Below are 16,937 nucleotides of genomic sequence, written 5' to 3'. Positions count from 1 at the left end.
TGGGCGCCGAAGAATCGAAGTCACAGGGAGCCGGTCGTGTCCGCAGTCGCACCCGACGGACGCAAGATGCTGCGCCTCGAGGTCCGTAACGCCCAGACGCCCATCGAGCGCAAGCCCGAGTGGATCAAGACCCGGGCGAAGATGGGTCCCGAGTACACGAAGATGCAGGCCCTGGTGAAGGGCGAAGGACTGCACACCGTGTGCCAGGAGGCCGGTTGCCCCAACATCTACGAATGCTGGGAGGACCGCGAGGCCACCTTCCTCATCGGCGGCGACCAGTGCACCCGGCGCTGTGACTTCTGCCAGATCGACACGGGCAAGCCCGAGGCCCTGGACCGGGACGAGCCGCGCCGCGTCGGCGAGTCGGTCGTCACGATGGACCTGAACTACGCCACCATCACCGGCGTCGCGCGCGACGACCTGGCCGACGGCGGTGCCTGGCTGTACGCGGAGACCGTGCGCCAGATCCACGAGCAGACGGCGGGCCGCGAGGCCGGCCACACCAAGGTCGAGCTGCTGGCCCCCGACTTCAACGCGGTCCCGGAGCTGCTGGAGGAGGTCTTCGCCTCCCGCCCCGAGGTCTTCGCGCACAACGTGGAGACGGTGCCGCGGATCTTCAAGCGGATCCGCCCCGGCTTCCGCTACGAGCGCTCGCTCGACGTGATCACCCGGGCGCGCGCCTACGGCCTGGTCACCAAGTCGAACCTGATCCTCGGCATGGGCGAGGAGCGCGAGGAGGTCTCGCAGGCGCTGAAGGACCTCCACGAGGCCGGCTGCGAGCTCATCACCATCACCCAGTACCTGCGGCCCTCGCCGCGGCACCACCCCGTCGAGCGCTGGGTGAAGCCGGCCGAGTTCGTGGAGCTGGCGAAGGAGGCCGAGGAGATCGGCTTCTCCGGCGTGATGTCGGGCCCGCTGGTCCGCTCCTCGTACCGGGCGGGACGGCTGTACCAGCAGGCGATGGAGAAGCGCAGCCGAGTCTGAGCGCAGGTTGAGGGCTCGTCCGAGGTACGAGGGCGGGCACTCGGCCGGAGCGTTGACGAGGCGGAGCTCGACCAAGGGCACGGAGAAGCGCGCCACGGTGTGACGCGCGCTACCATCCGGACTGTGTGAACTCACGCACAAAGTCTTACCAACGGGTAACACCGCATCGACGCGGCCCCTAGGCTCTTCGTAACGAGAGTCCGGCGGGCCGCGTAAATGTTTCATCACCGTTTGACCGACCGGTCATGCCCTGGTAACACCAGTCAGTGACGATGGCTCCACGCACCGCGCACGCCGGCGCACACGCTGCCACACCCCGCCGTGCGCCCCAGAACGTCCCCGAGCACCGCCCAGCACCGTGAAAGGGATCGACATCATGCAGGCCGCGCCCGTACGCGCCATTGCCATTCCGTCGTTCACCGACGCCTTCCGGGGCTTCGAGTCGCTGCTCATGAGCGGCGCCCGCCGCAACGCATGGAGCGCCGTCCTCGAGGACCGCCGCAGAGCCAAGGACCGGGTCGAAACCGAGCACGTACTCGAGGCCGCGGCGACCCGGACCTCACAGGCCACGTAAACTTCGGTCTATGGCGAGGAAGTCAAACGCAGAGACTGCTGCGAACCCCGGGCGACTGAAGCAGATCGCCCTGACGTACAAGATGACGCGCAAGGCCGACCCGAAGGTCGGTCTGATCGTCGCGGGCGTGGGAATCGTCACCTTCGGTGTCTTTCTTGCGATCGGCTTCCTGATCGACCACCCGGTCTACCTGGGCATCCTGGGCTTCCTGGTGGCGTTCCTCGCGATGGCGATCGTCTTCGGACGACGGGCCGAGCGGGCTGCCTTCGGGCAGATGGAGGGACAGCCGGGCGCGGCCGCGGCCGTACTGGACAACGTGGGACGGGGCTGGACGACCACCCCGGCCGTCGCGATGAACCGGAGCCAGGACATCGTCCACCGGGCCGTGGGCAAGGCCGGCGTCGTGCTGATCGCCGAGGGCAACGCGAACCGGCTGAAGCCGATGCTCGCCGCCGAGAAGAAGAAGCTGGCCCGGATCATGCCGGACATCCCGGTGCACGACTTCATCGTGGGCACCGGCGAGGGCGAGATCCCGCTGAAGAAGCTCCGTACGACGCTGCTCAAGCTGCCGCGCGTACTGGCCGGTCCGCAGATCACGCAGGTCAACGACAAGCTGCGGGCCATGGGCGATCTCATGAGCAACATGCCGCTGCCGAAGGGCCCGATGCCCAAGGGCATGCGGATGCCGCGCGGCGGAAAGATGCGCTGATCCGCTTTTCGTATTTCGTATACATGACAGGGGCGCCCCCGAGCCAACCGGCTCGGGGGCGCCCCTGTCATGTGCCTCTGCGGGCCTAGACGCGGACCTGGACGGCGCGCGCGAGGCGGTCGTGCAGACCGCGCCCGTCCCGGTCCCAGACCAGCGCCGGGATGACCAGGGCGAGCAGCACCGTACGCAGCAGGACCCGGCCGAAGCCGAGGCGGCCGCCGCCCTCCGCGACGACGCGCAGGCCCACGAGCCGCTTCCCGGGAGTGAACCCCACGGTGCCGACGGTGAGGATGCTCAGCACCACGAAGATGGCCAGCGTCCAGTTGCCCGTGGCGCTCGCGTCGCCGTGCGTGATCAGCCCGTATGCGATCACCTGGCAGCCGACCCAGTCGATGGCGAGAGCGCCGAGGCGGCGGCCGAAACGCGCCACCGAGCCGGGCCCCTCCTGGGGCAGGCCGAGCCGCTGGCCCCGGTAGCCGAAGTCGACGCCCATGTCCTCGGCGGCCGCGCGGGGGCCGGAGAGCCAGGATCCGATTGCCTGTCTGTTGTCCACCCGACCACGGTACCGGTGGTGTCCGACAGCGTTCCGACGGGACCCTGGTTAACTTGAGCGAAACAAATGGGTCATGCTTGAGAAATCCCGCCTGCTTATGGTCTGGTCAGCGTGCGGCACCGCACTGACGCACCACGAGCTATAAAGCCCGCCCTGCCCCGGGGCCGGGAGTAGGAGGAGTTGGATGTTCCAGAACGCCGACGAAGTGAAGCAGTACATCGAGGAGAACGACGTCAAGTTCGTCGACGTCCGCTTCTGCGACCTGCCTGGTGTGATGCAGCACTTCACCATCCCGGCGCGAGCGTTCGACCCGGCGGAGGAGCTCGCCTTCGACGGCTCCTCGATCCGCGGCTTCCAGGCGATCCACGAGTCGGACATGGCGCTGCGCGCCGACATCTCGACCGCGCGCCTGGACCCGTTCCGCAAGGACAAGACGCTCAACATCAACTTCTTCATCCACGACCCGATCACGGGTGAGGCCTACAGCCGCGACCCGCGCAACATCGCGAAGAAGGCCGAGGCGTACCTCGCCTCCACCGGCATCGCCGACACCGCGTACTTCGGCCCCGAGGCCGAGTTCTACGTGTTCGACAGCGTGCGCTTCGCGACTTCCGCGAACGAGGGCTTCTACCACATCGACTCCGAGGCCGGCGCCTGGAACACCGGCTCCGAGGAGAACAACCGCGGCTACAAGGTCCGCTACAAGGGCGGTTACTTCCCGGTCGCCCCGGTCGACCACTTCGCCGACCTGCGCGCCGAGATCTCCCTCGAGCTGGACGCCCAGGGCCTCCAGGTCGAGCGCCAGCACCACGAGGTCGGCACCGGCGGCCAGGCCGAGATCAACTACAAGTTCAACACGCTGCTGGCCGCGGCCGACGACCTGATGCTCTTCAAGTACGTCGTGAAGAACGTCGCCTGGCGCAACGGCAAGACCGCGACCTTCATGCCGAAGCCGATCTTCGGTGACAACGGCTCGGGCATGCACGTCCACCAGTCCCTGTGGGCCGGCGGCGAGCCGCTGTTCTACGACGAGGCCGGCTACGCGGGCCTGTCGGACACCGCCCGCTACTACATCGGCGGCATCCTCAAGCACGCCCCGTCGCTGCTCGCCTTCACCAACCCGACGGTGAACTCGTACCACCGCCTGGTCCCGGGCTTCGAGGCGCCGGTCAACATGGTGTACTCGCAGCGCAACCGCTCCGCCGCGATGCGCATCCCGATCACGGGCTCGAACCCCAAGGCGAAGCGCGTCGAGTTCCGCGCCCCGGACCCGTCCTCGAACCCGTACCTGGCGTTCGCGGCCCTCCTGCTGGCCGGCCTCGACGGCGTCAAGAACAAGATCGAGCCGATGGAGCCGATCGACAAGGACCTCTACGAGCTCTCCCCCGACGAGCACGCGAGCGTCCCGCAGGTCCCGACCAGCCTGGAGGACGTCCTCAAGGCCCTGGAGGCCGACCACGAGTACCTCCTGGCCGGCGGCGTCTTCACCCCGGACCTGATCGAGACCTGGATCGACTACAAGCGCACGCACGAGATCGCCCCGATCGCCCTGCGCCCGCACCCGCACGAGTTCGAGATGTACTTCGACATCTAAGAAGCAGCGCGCGCAGCGGCCCCGTCGCTCTCTCCGGAGAGCGGCGGGGCCGCTGTGTTGTTGCCGCCGGCCGTCGGTGTCAGCTCGTGCGGCTCAGGGTGAAGGCGGGACGGCCGCCTTGGCCTTGCGGAGGAGGGGCATCGCGGAGGTCAGGTCTCGGAGGCAGCGGATCGCGAGTTCGGGCGGGGAGCCGGGGCCCGAGACCGGGGCTTCCGTCGTCGACCAGAGCTCCAGGGCGATGCGGATGGCGTCCGTCGCGGCCGCCGCGAGGAGGCGGACGCCCAGGGGGTCGGCGTCCTCGCCGGCCAGCCGGGCGATCACCGGGACCAGGCGTTCCTCGGAGTCCTGGTTCACGCGGTACCAGACCGCGCGCAGCGCCTCGTCGGTCGCGGCCGCGCGCAGCAGGCCGCGGGTCACCTCCAGGCCCTCCTCGACCGCCTGGGAGTCGCTCAGCGAGCGGGTCACCGCGCGTTCCAGGGACTCCGCGAGGGGGGCGGCGGGGTCTTCCTCGGCGAGCAGGGCGCGCCAGGCGTCACCGCCTCCCGCGAGCAGCGGGGCCACGGCCTCCTGCTTGTTGCGGAAATAGCGGTAGAACGTGCGCAGGGCCACCCCGGCGCGGTGCGCGATGTCCTCGGCGGTGGTGCCGTCGGGGCCGTGTTCGGCGAACAGTTCGCAGGCCGCGCGGGCGATGTCGAGCTGGGTGGCGGCCTTGCGGCGCTCGGTCAGCGACTGGGCTCCGGGGCCGGCCAGGGGAGAGTACGGACGAGGGGATCTCACGCGTGAAGCCTACCTTCCCGGCCCCCTTTTGAGTGCGTGTTCTGACAGGCTGGCAAAACGTGTCACCCCGCGAGTACGCTCGCGCCATGAACCGTTACGAAGGACGTCGCGTCCTCATCACCGGCGGCGGCTCCGGCATCGGCCGGGCCACCGCCCACCGCATCCTCGCCGAGGGCGGCCGCGTCCACACCGTGGACGTCAACGAGGAGGGGCTGGGGGGCACCGCGGCGCAGGCCGCCGCCGACGGGCACGCGGACCGCCTCACCGCCGCCGTACTCGACATATCCGACGAGGCGGCCGTGCAGAGCGGTGTCGCCGCAGCCGTGGACCTCCTCGGCGGGCTCGACGTGCTCGTCAACGCCGCCGGCATCCTGCGCTCCGCGCACACCCACCAGACCACGCTCGACTTCTGGAACAAGGTCATCGCGGTCAACCTCACCGGCACCTTCCTGGTGATCCGCGAATCGCTCCCGGCGCTGCTGGAGGGCGACCAGCCGGTCGTCGTGAACTTCAGCTCCACCTCGGCGTCCTTCGCCCACCCCTACATGTCCGCGTACGCGGCCAGCAAGGGCGGCATCCAGTCCATGACCCACGCGCTGGCCGCCGAGTACAGCAAGCAGGGCCTGCGCTTCGTCGCCGTCGCGCCCGGCTCCATCGAGAGCGGCATGACCACGGGCAACGGCCCCGGCCTGCCCGAGGACACCGACTGGAGCCTGTTCGCCAAGCTGGCCCCGGCCCTCGGACAGGGCTTCGCCGGCCCGCAGACCGTCGCCGGGGTCGTCGCCATGCTGGGCTCCGAGGACGGCGCCTTCATCACCGGCACCGAGATCCGCATCGACGGCGGGACCCACTACTAGACCTACGGCACGGTCAGCTTCTGAAGCGGTCCCACAGCCGGGGGAAGCGCTCCGCGAGCACGGCTTCGTTCTCGAAGTCCAGCGGGGTGCCCTCCGGCTCCGCCGCTTGCAACGGGATGCCCAGATCCGGCGCCACCGCCCCCGTCAGCTGCTCGTACGCCTCGTCGGCCGCGTACCCCAGCTCCTCGCCGTCCCCGTCGATCTCCTCGTCGAACTCGTCCAGGAGCTCCGCGAGCGCGTCGGGATCGTGCACCCCGCCCTCGAAGACCTCCCGGCCCTGGCCGATCAGCCAGCACCGGAAATAGTCGAACGCGTCGTCGCTCGCCCCGTCGAGCAGCACCCACGCCGCGCCCCACAGGTCCCACGTGTACGCCCGGTTGTACCGGGACTCGAAGTGCCGGGCGAAGTCCAGGACGGAGTCCGGATCGAGCTGCGCCAGCCGCTCCACGAGCAGCTCGGCGTGTTCCTCGGGGTCGCCCTCGGCGGCCTCGCGGGTACGGTCGACGATCTCCCAGAACTCCGTCTCGTCCATCACCGCTCCAGCATCACGGGTGCGCCCCCTCGCCGCCACCGCTCATACGGCCAAAGGCCGGTGTCCGCCCCCGGAATCGGGGGTCGGACACCGGCCTTCGGCCTGTGGCCTCTGTCTTGCGGCGTACGTGCCTTACAGGCCGTAGCGCTCGCGCGCCTCCTTGATGGCGGACGCCGGCACCTCGCCGCGGCGGGCGAGCTGGGCCAGCGCGGCCACCACGATCGACTGCGCGTCGACACCGAAGTGGCGGCGGGCGCCGTCGCGGGTGTCGGACAGGCCGAAGCCGTCCGTACCGAGCGAGGTCCAGTCCTGCTCCACCCACTGGCTGATCTGGTCCGGGACCTGGCGCATCCAGTCGGAGACGGCCAGCACCGGGCTCGTGACGCCCTCCAGCGCGCGGGTGACGTACGGGGTGCGCACCTCGCCGCGCAGCAGCGCCTCGTCGCACTCCAGCGCGTCGCGCCGCAGCTCGCCCCAGGAGGTGGCGGACCAGACGTCGGCGGCCACGTTCCAGTCGGCGGCGAGCAGCTTCTGCGCCTCCAGCACCCAGTGGATCGCCGTACCCGAGGCCATCAGCTGGATCTTCGGGGCGTCGGCCGCCGGTGCGGACTCCAGCGAGGAAGCCTCGTTGAAGCGGTAGAGGCCGCGCAGGATGCCCTCTTCCACGCCCTCCGGCATGGCCGGCTGCACCTTCGGCTCGTTGTAGACCGTCAGGTAGTAGAAGACGTCTTCCGGCTTCTCGCCGTACATGCGGCGCAGACCGTCCTTGACGATCACCGCGATCTCGTACGCGAACGCCGGGTCGTAGTTGAGCGACGCCGGGTTCGTGGACGCGATCAGGTGCGAGTGGCCGTCCGCGTGCTGGAGGCCCTCACCGGTCAGGGTCGTACGACCGGCCGTGGCGCCGACGATGAAGCCCTTGCCGAGCTGGTCGGCGAGCTGCCACATCTGGTCGGCGGTGCGCTGCCAGCCGAACATCGAGTAGAAGATGTAGAACGGGATCATCGGCTCGCCGTGCGTCGCGTACGACGTGCAGGCGGCGATGAAGTCGGCCATGGCGCCGGCCTCGGTGATCCCCTCGTTGAGGATCTGGCCGTCCTTGGCTTCCTTGTAGTACATGAGCTGGTCGCGGTCGACCGGCTCGTACGTCTGGCCCAGCGGCGAGTAGATGCCGGCCGAGGGGAAGAGCGACTCCATGCCGAAGGTGCGGGCCTCGTCGGGGACGATCGGCACCCAGCGCTTGCCGGTCTCCTTGTCCCGCATCAGGTCCTTGACGAGCCGGACGAAGGCCATGGTGGTGGCCATCTCCTGCTTGCCGGAGCCCTTGATCAGCGGGGCGAAGGAGCGCTCGGCCGGAGCCGGCAGAGCCACGTGCTTGACCTTGCGGGCCGGGGCGGGGCCGCCGAGCGCCGCGCGGCGCTCGTTCAGGTACTGCACCTCGGGGCTGTTCGCGCCCGGGTGGCCGTACGGGACGACGCCGTCGGCGAAGGCGCTGTCCGGGATCGGGAGCCCGAGCAGGTCGCGCATGCCCTTGAACTCGTCGATCGTCAGCTTCTTCATCTGGTGGTTCGCGTTCTTCGACTCGAACCCGGCACCCAGCGTGTAGCCCTTGACGGTCTGCGCGAGGATGACCGTCGGCGCGCCCTTGTGCTCCAGGGCGGCCTTGTACGCGGCGTAGACCTTGCGGGGCTCGTGGCCGCCGCGGGAGCTGTGGAAGCACTCGGCGATCTTCGCGTCCGAGAGCACGCCGGCCAGCTGCACGAGCTCGGCGCTGGCGCCGAAGAAGTGCTGGCGGATGTAGGCCACGTCGCGGGTCGCGTACGTCTGGAACTGCGCGTCGGGTACCTCGCGCAGGCGGCGTACCAGGGCGCCCGTGGTGTCGAGCCGGAACAGCTCGTCCCAGGCGGAGCCCCACAGCGACTTGATGACGTTCCAGCCGGCGCCGCGGAACTGGGCCTCCAGCTCCTGCACCACGCGGAAGTTGGCGCGGACCGGACCGTCGAGGCGCTGCAGGTTGCAGTTGATGACGAAGGTCAGGTTGTCGAGCTGCTCGCGGGAGGCCAGGGCCAGGGCGGCGGTCGACTCGGGCTCGTCCATCTCGCCGTCGCCCAGGAACGCCCAGACGTGCGAGTTCGCGGTGTCCTTGATGCTGCGGTTCTGCAGGTAGCGGTTGAAGCGCGCCTGGTAGATCGCGGACAGCGGGCCGAGGCCCATGGAGACCGTCGGGAACTCCCACAGCCACGGCAGGCGCCGCGGGTGCGGGTAGGACGGCAGGCCGTTGCCGCCGGACTCCTGGCGGAAGTTGTCGAGCTGCTGCTCGGAGATGCGCCCGTCGAGGAAGGCGCGGGCGTAGATGCCGGGGGAGGCGTGGCCCTGGATGTAGAGCTGGTCGCCCGATCCGTCGGCCTCCTTCCCGCGGAAGAAGTGCTGGAAGCCGGTCTCGTAGAGCCAGGCCGCCGAGGCGAAGGTGGCGATGTGGCCGCCGACGCCGTACTTGGAGCCGCGGGTCACCATGGCGGCCGCGTTCCAGCGGTTCCATGCGGTGATCCTGGCTTCCATCTCCTCGTCACCCGGGAACTCGGGCTCGGCGGAGGTGGGGATGGTGTTGACGTAGTCCGTCTCCAGCAGCTTCGGCAGGGCGAGGCCGGCGGCCTCGGCGTGCTGGAGGGTGCGGCGGAGCAGGTATTCGGCGCGGCGCGTACCGGCGGCCTTGGCGACGGCGTCCAGGGAGGCCGCCCATTCGGCGGTCTCCTCGGTGTCGCGGTCCGGGAGCTGGTCGAGCTCGCTCGGAAGCTTTCCTACGGGGTCGGACATCGGTGTGCGCCGCCTTCCGGACAAAGGAGAGGTGGTGAAAAATCCCTGACGGGCAGGACAGGGTCGATGGGCCCGGTTGGGGTCCGTCGACGACTGTAAATCGCTGATCGATGATCGATCAAACGAATGTGACATTGAAATGGCCATCCGGCCAAAAGTCGGCACCCGGTGCCATGGAATCAGGCACCCGGTGCCGGGCGAAACGGGACAGACCACCCCGTCAGGCGCGGGGCGCACACCCCAGGACATGCCGCTTCACGAGCACCCCGATGTCCGGATCCTGACTGCGGAACGCCTCCACGAGGGCCGCGTGCTCCTCCGCGTACGACTTCTGGACGGTCCCCAGCCAGCGGATGGACAGGGCCGTGAAGACCTCGATGCCCAGGCTCTCCCAGGTGTGCAGCAGCACGCTGTTCCCGGCCGCCCGCACCAGCTCCCGGTGGAAGCCGACGGTGTGCCGCACCTGCGCGGTCCCGTCCTCGGTCCGGTCGGCCTCCCACAGCGCCGCCACGTGCGGCTCCAGCGCCGAGCAGTCCGCCGCCAGCCGCGGCGCGGCCAGCTCGGCCGCGATCTGCTCCAGGCCGGCCCGGACCGGGTAGATCTCCTCCAGGTCGGCAGCCGACAGGTTCCGTACGCGCACGCCCTTGTTCGGCGCCGACTCGATCAGCCGCAGCGTCTCCAGCTCGCGCAGGGCCTCGCGCACGGGCGTCTGGCTGACCTCCAGCTCCACGGCGATCCGGCGCTCGACGATCCGCTCGCCGGGCTTCCAGCGTCCGCTGACGATCCCCTCCACGATGTGCTCGCGGATCTGCTCGCGCAGCGAGTGCACGACGGGTGGGGTGATCATCGGGGCTTCATCTCCTGTGGGGCCGCGCATCGCTTCGATGCGTAGACAATACGGCGGAGTGGGCCGCGGGGATGCGTTCCTGGTCAGGGCCGTTGGGTGAGGCTGGTTACAAGGCGCTGCGCCGGATCACGCTCAGGGCCGTGACCGGACCCACCGACAGCCGGTACGCGCCCGGTTCGGGCGGCGGGAACGCGACGCCGTAGCGGCCGCCGCCCAGGCTGCGCAGGGCGCGGGACGCCGGACGGCCGCCGTCGGCCGGGCGGAGCTCCGCCATGAGCAGCCGCGCGTCGTCGGGGGCCGTGACCGTGACCTCGTACGGGACCCCCGCGGGCAGTACGGGCAGCACCCGCACCCCCAGCCGGTCGGCCGGGTCGGCGGCGGCGTCCCCGGGGAGCGGGGGCCCGTCGCCCAGGAGGCCGCGCAGGGCCTCCCGTACGGCCCGGTTGTTCTGGAGCGAGCCGTGCTGCTCGTACGGGGTGCACGACGCGTACGGGGTACCGGGCCCGGGGCCCCCGCCGAGGCGGGGGACCGTGCCGTCGCCGTCGGCCCCCGTCAGGAGCGTCAGGCGGTCCCCGGCGTACCTCGCGGTCGTCGCCGTGGGCTGGCCCGTGCCGGCGATCGCGTACAGCCCGGCCCGCGGCGGGGCGCTGCGCAGGTCGGCGTGGAAGCGGGCCGCGTCCGCGAGCAGCGCCTCGTCCACGCCCGGCAGCCCCGGCAGGTCGCGGACGTACGCGAGCCCGCCCGGGCCCTCCACGCACGCGTAGTCGGGGGCCAGCTGGTGCAGGGACGGCAGGCTGCGGGCGAAGGGGCCGAGGTCGGGGCCCGCGGCGCGCTCCCCGTGCTCCCCCTCCACCAGGTCGGCCAGGGCCCGTACGGAGCCCCGGTGCGGGGTGCCCAGGGTGATCACGCGGCGGGTGATCCCGTGCCCGCCGAGGCGTTCCACGTAGTGCCGGGCCACGAGCCCGCCCATCCCGTGGCAGAGGAAGACCACCCGGGCCTCGCGGCGCTCGGGGGCCGAGGCCCGCCAGCGCTCCAGCTCCAGGTCGATCCGGCCCTTCAGCCTCTCCGCGCCGTGGCGGCAGGACAGCCGCCAGTCGTACGGGAAGGTGAGGAGGTTGTCCGATACGGACAGGGTGAAATGGCGTTCCAGCCAGCGCAGCAGGTCCGTGTAGCCGTCCACCGGGTGCCAGATGCCCGGCAGGGCGTGCAGATCGGGCATCAGGCCCACGGGGACGACCCCGTCGCCCGGGTCCCCGTCACCGATGTCCTTCGGGAGGCGCAGGGCGCCCACGGAGCGGCCGAAGCCCCGCAGGCCGCGTAAGAGGGCCGGACCGGACAGGTCCCAGACCGCTCTGCCGTCGGCGTCCGCCAGCCGGCTGCCCAGGATCCCCGGCAGTACCACGACGAGATCCGTCACCTGTGTCCGTGCCATACGCAGCCCCCCGAGATGTCACACATGGACCCACCAGGGTAAGACGACGGCGCCCCCGCCCGAAGTGGTTCCGGGCGGGGGCGCCGTACGAGTCGCTGCCGAAGCGGCGTGGGCCTTACAGGCCGAGCTCGACCTCGAACTCGCCGGCCTCGAGGATCGCCTTGACGGCCGAGAGGTACCGGGCCGCGTCCGCGCCGTCCACCAGGCGGTGGTCGTAGGACAGGGTCAGGTACGTCATGTCGCGGACGCCGATGACGGTGCCCTCGGGGGTCTCGATGACCATCGGGCGCTTGACCGTGGCACCGATGCCCAGGATGGCGACCTGGTTCGGGGGCACGATCACGGTGTCGAACAGCGCACCGCGCGAGCCGGTGTTGCTGATGGTGAAGGTCGCGCCCGACAGCTCGTCCGGCGTGATCTTGTTGCCGCGGACCTTGGCGGCCAGGTCGGCCGTGGCCTTGGAGATGCCCGCCAGGTTGAGGTCACCGGCACCCTTGATGACCGGGGTCATCAGGCCCTTCTCGGAGTCCACGGCGATGCCGATGTTCTCCGAGTCGAAGTAGGTGATGGTGCCCTCGTCGTCGTTGATCCGGGCGTTGACGACCGCGTGGGCCTTCAGCGCCTGGGCGGCGGCCTTGACGAAGAACGGCATCGGCGAGAGCTTGACGCCCTCGCGGGCCAGGAAGGAGCCCTTGGCCTGCTCGCGCAGCTTCATGATCTTGGTGATGTCCACCTCGACCACGGAGCTGAGCTGAGCCTGCGAGTGCAGCGCCTTCATCATGTTGTCGCCGATGACCTTGCGCATGCGGGTCATCTTGACGGTCTGACCGCGCAGCTCCGAGACCGCGGCGGCCGGAGCCTTGGCGGCCGGGGCGGCGGCCGGAGCCGGGGCGGCAGCGGCGGCCTTGGCGGCCTCGGCGGCGGCCAGGACGTCCTGCTTGCGGATACGGCCACCGACGCCGGTGCCCGAGACCGAGGCCAGGTTGACGCCGGACTCCGAGGCGAGCTTGCGCACCAGCGGGGTCACGTACGCGCCCTCGTCACCGGCGGAGACCGCGGCGGCGGGGGCAGCGGGGGCGGCGACCGGAGCCGGGGCGACCGGAGCCGGAGCGGCCACGGGGGCCGGGGCGGCGACCGGAGCCGGGGCGACCGGAGCGGCGGCGGCCGGGGCGGCCACGACCGGGGCCGGGGCGGCGACCGGAGCGGCGGCGACCGGGGCCGGAGCGGCGACCGGGGCAGCCGCCACCGGGGCCGGGGCGGCGGCCGGAGCGGCACCGGCGGCGCCGATGACGGCCAGGACGGCGCCGACCTCGGCGGTCTCGTCCTCGTTGATCCGGATCTCCAGCAGGGTGCCGGAGACCGGCGCGGGGATCTCGGTGTCGACCTTGTCCGTGGAGACCTCGAGCAGCGGCTCGTCGGCCTCGACGGACTCGCCGACCTGCTTCAGCCAGCGGGTGACGGTGCCCTCGGTGACGCTCTCGCCCAGGGCGGGGAGAACGACGTCCGTGCCGGAGGCGGCGGGCGCAGCGGCGGCCGGAGCCTCGGCCACCGGGGCCGGGGCCGCGGGGGCCTCGGCGACCGGAGCCGGAGCGGCGGCCGGAACCTCGGCGACGACCGTCTCGGCCTCGGCGGCAGCCGGCGCGCCGGAGCCGTCGTCGATGACGGCCAGCTCGGCGCCGACCTCGACGGTCTCGTCCTCGGCGACCTTGATGGAGGCCAGGATGCCGGAGACGGGCGACGGGATCTCGGTGTCGACCTTGTCGGTCGAGACCTCGAGCAGCGGCTCGTCGGCCTCGACGCGCTCGCCCTCGGCCTTCAGCCAGCGGGTGACAGTTCCCTCGGTGACGCTCTCGCCGAGCGCCGGAAGGGTTACGGAAACCGACATGGTTTCAGTTGCTCCTTACGAAAGTGCGGAAGTGGTCGTCGCGCCCGTGACTGTGGATTAGTCGTGGGAGTGAAGCGGCTTGCCGGCCAGGGCCAGGTGGGCCTCGCCGAGCGCTTCGTTCTGGGTCGGGTGCGCGTGGATGAGCTGCGCGACCTCGGCCGGCAGAGCCTCCCAGTTGTAGATCAGCTGGGCCTCGCCGACCTGCTCGCCCATCCGGTCACCGACCATGTGGACGCCGACCACGGCACCGTCCTTGACCTGGACGAGCTTGATCTCGCCCGCGGTCTTCAGGATCTTGCTCTTGCCGTTGCCCGCCAGGTTGTACTTCAGGGCCACGACCTTGTCCGCGCCGTAGATCTCCTTGGCCTTGGCCTCGGTGATGCCGACGGAGGCGACCTCGGGGTGGCAGTACGTGACGCGCGGAACGCCGTCGTAGTCGATCGGGACGGTCTTCAGACCGGCCAGACGCTCCGCGACGAGGATGCCCTCGGCGAAGCCGACGTGCGCGAGCTGCAGCGTCGGGACGAGGTCGCCGACGGCCGAGATCGTCGGCACGTTGGTCTGCATGTACTCGTCGACCAGGACGTAGCCGCGGTCCATCGCGACGCCCTGCTCCTCGTAGCCCAGGCCCTGCGAGACCGGGCCGCGGCCGACGGCGACCAGCAGCACCTCGGCCTCGAAGGTCTTGCCGTCCGCGAGGGTGACCCGTACGCCGTTCTCGGTGTACTCGGCCTTGTCGAAGAAGGTGCCCAGGTTGAACTTGATGCCGCGCTTGCGGAAGGCGCGCTCCAGCAGCTTCGAGCTGTTCTCGTCCTCGACCGGGACGAGGTGCTTGAGGCCCTCGATCACGGTGATGTCGGAGCCGAAGGACTTCCACGCCGAGGCGAACTCGACGCCGATGACGCCGCCGCCCAGGACGATCGCCGACTCGGGGACGCGGTCCAGGACCAGCGCGTGGTCCGAGGAGATGATGCGGTTGCCGTCGATGTGCAGGCCCGGCAGCGACTTCGGCACGGAGCCGGTCGCCAGCAGGACGTGGCGGCCCTGGATGCGTTGGCCGTTCACGTCGACGGAGGTCGGCGAGGAAAGGCGGCCCTCACCCTCGATGTACGTCACCTTGCGGGAGGCGACCAGGCCCTGCAGGCCCTTGTACAGGCCCGAGATGACCTCGTCCTTGTACTTCTGCACGCCCGCGATGTCGATGCCCTCGAAGGTGGCCTTCACGCCGAACTGGGCGGCTTCGCGCGCCTGGTCCGCGATCTCGCCCGCGTGGAGCAGTGCCTTCGTGGGGATGCAGCCGTTGTGCAGGCAGGTGCCGCCGAGCTTGTTCTTCTCGATCAGGGCAACGTCCAGACCCAGCTGGGATGCGCGCAGAGCCGCGGCGTAACCGCCACTGCCACCGCCGAGGATCACTAGGTCGAAAACGGTGCTGGCGTCGTTCGCCACGTCACGTCCTCCATGCATGTGCGCCGGGCACCGGTCCTCTGTGACCGGGCGGCGGCTGGTAATCGGCCGCTAGTTGTTCGGCCCTGTGGTGGGGGCCCTGTCCTGCCGAGAACCCATCTTCGCATTTGTCGGGGGAACGCGGGACGCCGGGCCCAGGATGTGGCAGGTCGTTCTGCCCGAAGTAAGGGTTACCAGTGCGTAGAAACCTACGGATTTCGTTGTCAGTGAACATGCCTCAAGCCTTGATCCAGTGCGCGATCAAGGCTTGAGACATGTCACAGACGGCGCTGCGGGGCCTGCCGGGGCTGGGTCAGCCCAGGTCGCCGGTGGCCGTACGCTCGGCCAGCCGCACCAGGGTGCGCACGGCCGAGCCGGTGCCGCCCTTGGGGGTGTAGCCGTACGGGGCGCCCTCGTGGAAGGCCGGGCCCGCGATGTCGAGGTGCGCCCAGGTGATGCCCTCGCCCACGAACTCCTGGAGGAAGAGGCCGGCCACCAGGCCGCCGCCCATGCGCTCGCCCATGTTCGCGATGTCCGCGGTGGGGGAGTCCATGCCCTTGCGCAGGTCGGCGGGGAGCGGCATCGGCCAGGAGGCCTCGCCGACCTCCTCGGCGATCTCGTGGATCGAGGTGCGGAAGGCGTCGTCGTTGGCCATGATGCCGAAGGTCCGGTTGCCCAGCGCCAGCACCATCGCACCGGTCAGGGTGGCGACGTCGACGATCGCGTCCGGGTTCTCCTCGGAGGCCTTGGTCAGGGCGTCGCCCAGGACCAGGCGGCCCTCGGCGTCGGTGTTCAGGACCTCGACGGTCTTGCCGCTGTACATGCGCAGCACGTCGCCGGGGCGCGTGGCGGAACCCGACGGCATGTTCTCGGCGAGCGCGAGCCAGCCGGTGACGTTGACCCGGAGGCCCAGCTTGGCCACGGCCACGACGGAGGTGAACACGGCGGCGGCGCCGGACATGTCGCACTTCATCGTCTCGTTGTGGCCGGCCGGCTTCAGGGAGATGCCGCCCGAGTCGTAGGTGATGCCCTTGCCGACGAAGGCGAGGTGCTTCTCCGCGTCGGGGTGGGTGTAGGCGATCTTCACCAGGCGCGGCGGGTTCTCGGAGCCCTTGCCGACGCCCATGATCCCGCCGAAGCCGCCCTTGGTCAGCGCCTTCTCGTCCAGGACCTGGACCTTGATCCCGTGCTCCTTGGCGGTCGCGGACGCGACGGCGGCGAAGGCCTCGGGGGTGAGGTCGTTCGGCGGGGTGTTGATCAGGTCGCGGGCGATGTTGACCTCGGTCGCGACGACCGAGGCGCGCTCGACGGCGGCCTTGTGCTCCTTGTCGCGGGGCTTGGCACCCAGCAGGACCACCTCGGCGAGCGGCTGCTTCGGGCCGCCGTTCTTGTCCGTGCCCTTGGCGTCTTTGCCGCCCTTGCCGGCCTTCTTCTCGCCGCCCTGGTAGGCGGTGAAGGCGTACGCGCCCAGCAGCGCGCCCTCGGCGACGGCCGTGACGGCGGAGGCGTCCTCCAGCGGGAGGGCGAAGGCGGCCTTCTTGGTGCCGTGCAGCGCACGGGCGGCGGCGCCGGCGGCGCGGCGCAGGGCCTCCTCGTCGAACGACTCGTCCTTCTCGGGGACGGGGCCGAGTCCGACCGCCAGCACGACCGGGACCTTCAGGCCGTCCGGCGCCGGCAGCTTGGTGGTCTCGCCTTCGGCGCCCGAGGCACCGAGCGCGTCGAGCACGGCGGCGAGCTTTCCGTCGTACGCCTTGTCCACGGCCTCGGCGCCCGCGGCGACGACCGGGCCCTTGGGGCCCTTCGCCACGCCGACCACGAGGGCGTCGGCGCGCAGCGTCGCCGCGCCGGCAGTGCTGAGAGTCAGAGCAGTCACGGTGGTGAAGTCTCGCTTCCGTTTGTGTTGTGGGCCGAGTGGGTGGCCGGCCATCCGCAGCGA

The 16,937-nt window shown here is 70.6% G+C and carries 14 protein-coding genes; 5 read left to right on the top strand and 9 right to left on the bottom strand.

Annotated elements, in window-relative coordinates:
- Nucleotides 1–36 precede the first annotated feature (36 nt).
- From lipA to IF02_RS0112220, 3 genes are all read left to right on the top strand, one after another.
- A complete protein-coding gene (lipA, locus tag IF02_RS0112230) occupies nucleotides 37–984 on the top strand; it encodes a lipoyl synthase (RefSeq protein ID WP_030156183.1) in 948 nt (315 codons plus the stop codon).
- 376 nt (nucleotides 985–1,360) lie between these two features.
- Nucleotides 1,361–1,558 (top strand): hypothetical protein, encoded by a 198-nt coding sequence (locus IF02_RS0112225; RefSeq protein ID WP_030156182.1) that lies wholly within the window; start codon nucleotides 1,361–1,363, stop codon nucleotides 1,556–1,558.
- 10 nt (nucleotides 1,559–1,568) lie between these two features.
- A complete protein-coding gene (locus IF02_RS0112220) occupies nucleotides 1,569–2,267 on the top strand; it encodes a DUF4191 domain-containing protein (RefSeq protein WP_030156180.1) in 699 nt (232 codons plus the stop codon).
- Nucleotides 2,268–2,352: 85 nt separating this feature from the next.
- On the opposite strand, the gene IF02_RS0112215 is transcribed toward IF02_RS0112220, so the two are convergent.
- Nucleotides 2,353–2,820 carry an RDD family protein gene (locus tag IF02_RS0112215; protein WP_030156178.1) on the bottom strand — a complete coding sequence of 156 codons (468 nt, stop codon included), beginning with the start codon at nucleotides 2,818–2,820 and terminating at the stop codon, nucleotides 2,353–2,355.
- 184 nt (nucleotides 2,821–3,004) lie between these two features.
- Between IF02_RS0112215 and glnA the strand changes: the two genes are divergently transcribed.
- Complete coding sequence (gene glnA / locus IF02_RS0112210; protein ID WP_030156177.1) at nucleotides 3,005–4,414, top strand: type I glutamate--ammonia ligase; 1,410 nt, start codon at nucleotides 3,005–3,007, stop codon at nucleotides 4,412–4,414.
- Between the two features lie 93 nt (nucleotides 4,415–4,507).
- Here glnA and IF02_RS0112205 read toward each other — a convergent pair whose 3' ends face one another.
- Nucleotides 4,508–5,191 (bottom strand): TetR/AcrR family transcriptional regulator, encoded by a 684-nt coding sequence (locus IF02_RS0112205; RefSeq protein ID WP_078622046.1) that lies wholly within the window; start codon nucleotides 5,189–5,191, stop codon nucleotides 4,508–4,510.
- An 86-nt stretch (nucleotides 5,192–5,277) separates the two neighbouring features.
- Here IF02_RS0112205 and IF02_RS0112200 point away from each other — a divergent pair, with 86 nt between their 5' ends.
- Nucleotides 5,278–6,048, top strand: a complete 771-nt coding sequence (locus IF02_RS0112200; RefSeq protein WP_030156173.1) for an SDR family NAD(P)-dependent oxidoreductase — start codon at nucleotides 5,278–5,280, stop codon at nucleotides 6,046–6,048.
- Between the two features lie 13 nt (nucleotides 6,049–6,061).
- On the opposite strand, the gene IF02_RS0112195 is transcribed toward IF02_RS0112200, so the two are convergent.
- The 7 genes from IF02_RS0112195 to IF02_RS0112165 form a co-directional block, all read right to left on the bottom strand.
- A complete protein-coding gene (locus IF02_RS0112195) occupies nucleotides 6,062–6,580 on the bottom strand; it encodes a DUF4240 domain-containing protein (protein ID WP_030156172.1) in 519 nt (172 codons plus the stop codon).
- Between the two features lie 132 nt (nucleotides 6,581–6,712).
- Entirely contained in the window at nucleotides 6,713–9,394 is a 2,682-nt protein-coding gene (aceE, locus tag IF02_RS0112190) for a pyruvate dehydrogenase (acetyl-transferring), homodimeric type (protein ID WP_030156170.1), read from the bottom strand.
- A 220-nt stretch (nucleotides 9,395–9,614) separates the two neighbouring features.
- Nucleotides 9,615–10,238, bottom strand: a complete 624-nt coding sequence (locus tag IF02_RS0112185) for a GntR family transcriptional regulator (RefSeq protein ID WP_030156168.1) — start codon at nucleotides 10,236–10,238, stop codon at nucleotides 9,615–9,617.
- A 109-nt stretch (nucleotides 10,239–10,347) separates the two neighbouring features.
- Nucleotides 10,348–11,673 (bottom strand): esterase/lipase family protein, encoded by a 1,326-nt coding sequence (locus IF02_RS0112180; RefSeq protein WP_030156167.1) that lies wholly within the window; start codon nucleotides 11,671–11,673, stop codon nucleotides 10,348–10,350.
- Between the two features lie 115 nt (nucleotides 11,674–11,788).
- Nucleotides 11,789–13,558: a 2-oxoglutarate dehydrogenase, E2 component, dihydrolipoamide succinyltransferase gene (gene sucB / locus IF02_RS0112175; RefSeq protein WP_030156165.1), complete on the bottom strand. Its 1,770-nt coding sequence runs from the start codon at nucleotides 13,556–13,558 to the stop codon at nucleotides 11,789–11,791.
- Nucleotides 13,559–13,615: 57 nt separating this feature from the next.
- Nucleotides 13,616–15,004, bottom strand: coding sequence for a dihydrolipoyl dehydrogenase (lpdA, locus tag IF02_RS0112170; protein ID WP_030156163.1), 1,389 nt, complete (start codon nucleotides 15,002–15,004; stop codon nucleotides 13,616–13,618).
- Between the two features lie 310 nt (nucleotides 15,005–15,314).
- Entirely contained in the window at nucleotides 15,315–16,874 is a 1,560-nt protein-coding gene (locus IF02_RS0112165) for a leucyl aminopeptidase (RefSeq protein ID WP_030156162.1), read from the bottom strand.
- Nucleotides 16,875–16,937: the final 63 nt, after the last annotated feature.

It is taken from the genome of Streptomyces sp. NRRL S-244 (genome assembly GCF_000717915.1).
In the GTDB taxonomy this organism is placed as follows: Bacteria; Actinomycetota; Actinomycetes; order Streptomycetales; family Streptomycetaceae; genus Streptomyces.
This window is presented reverse-complemented; position numbering and strand designations above follow the sequence as displayed.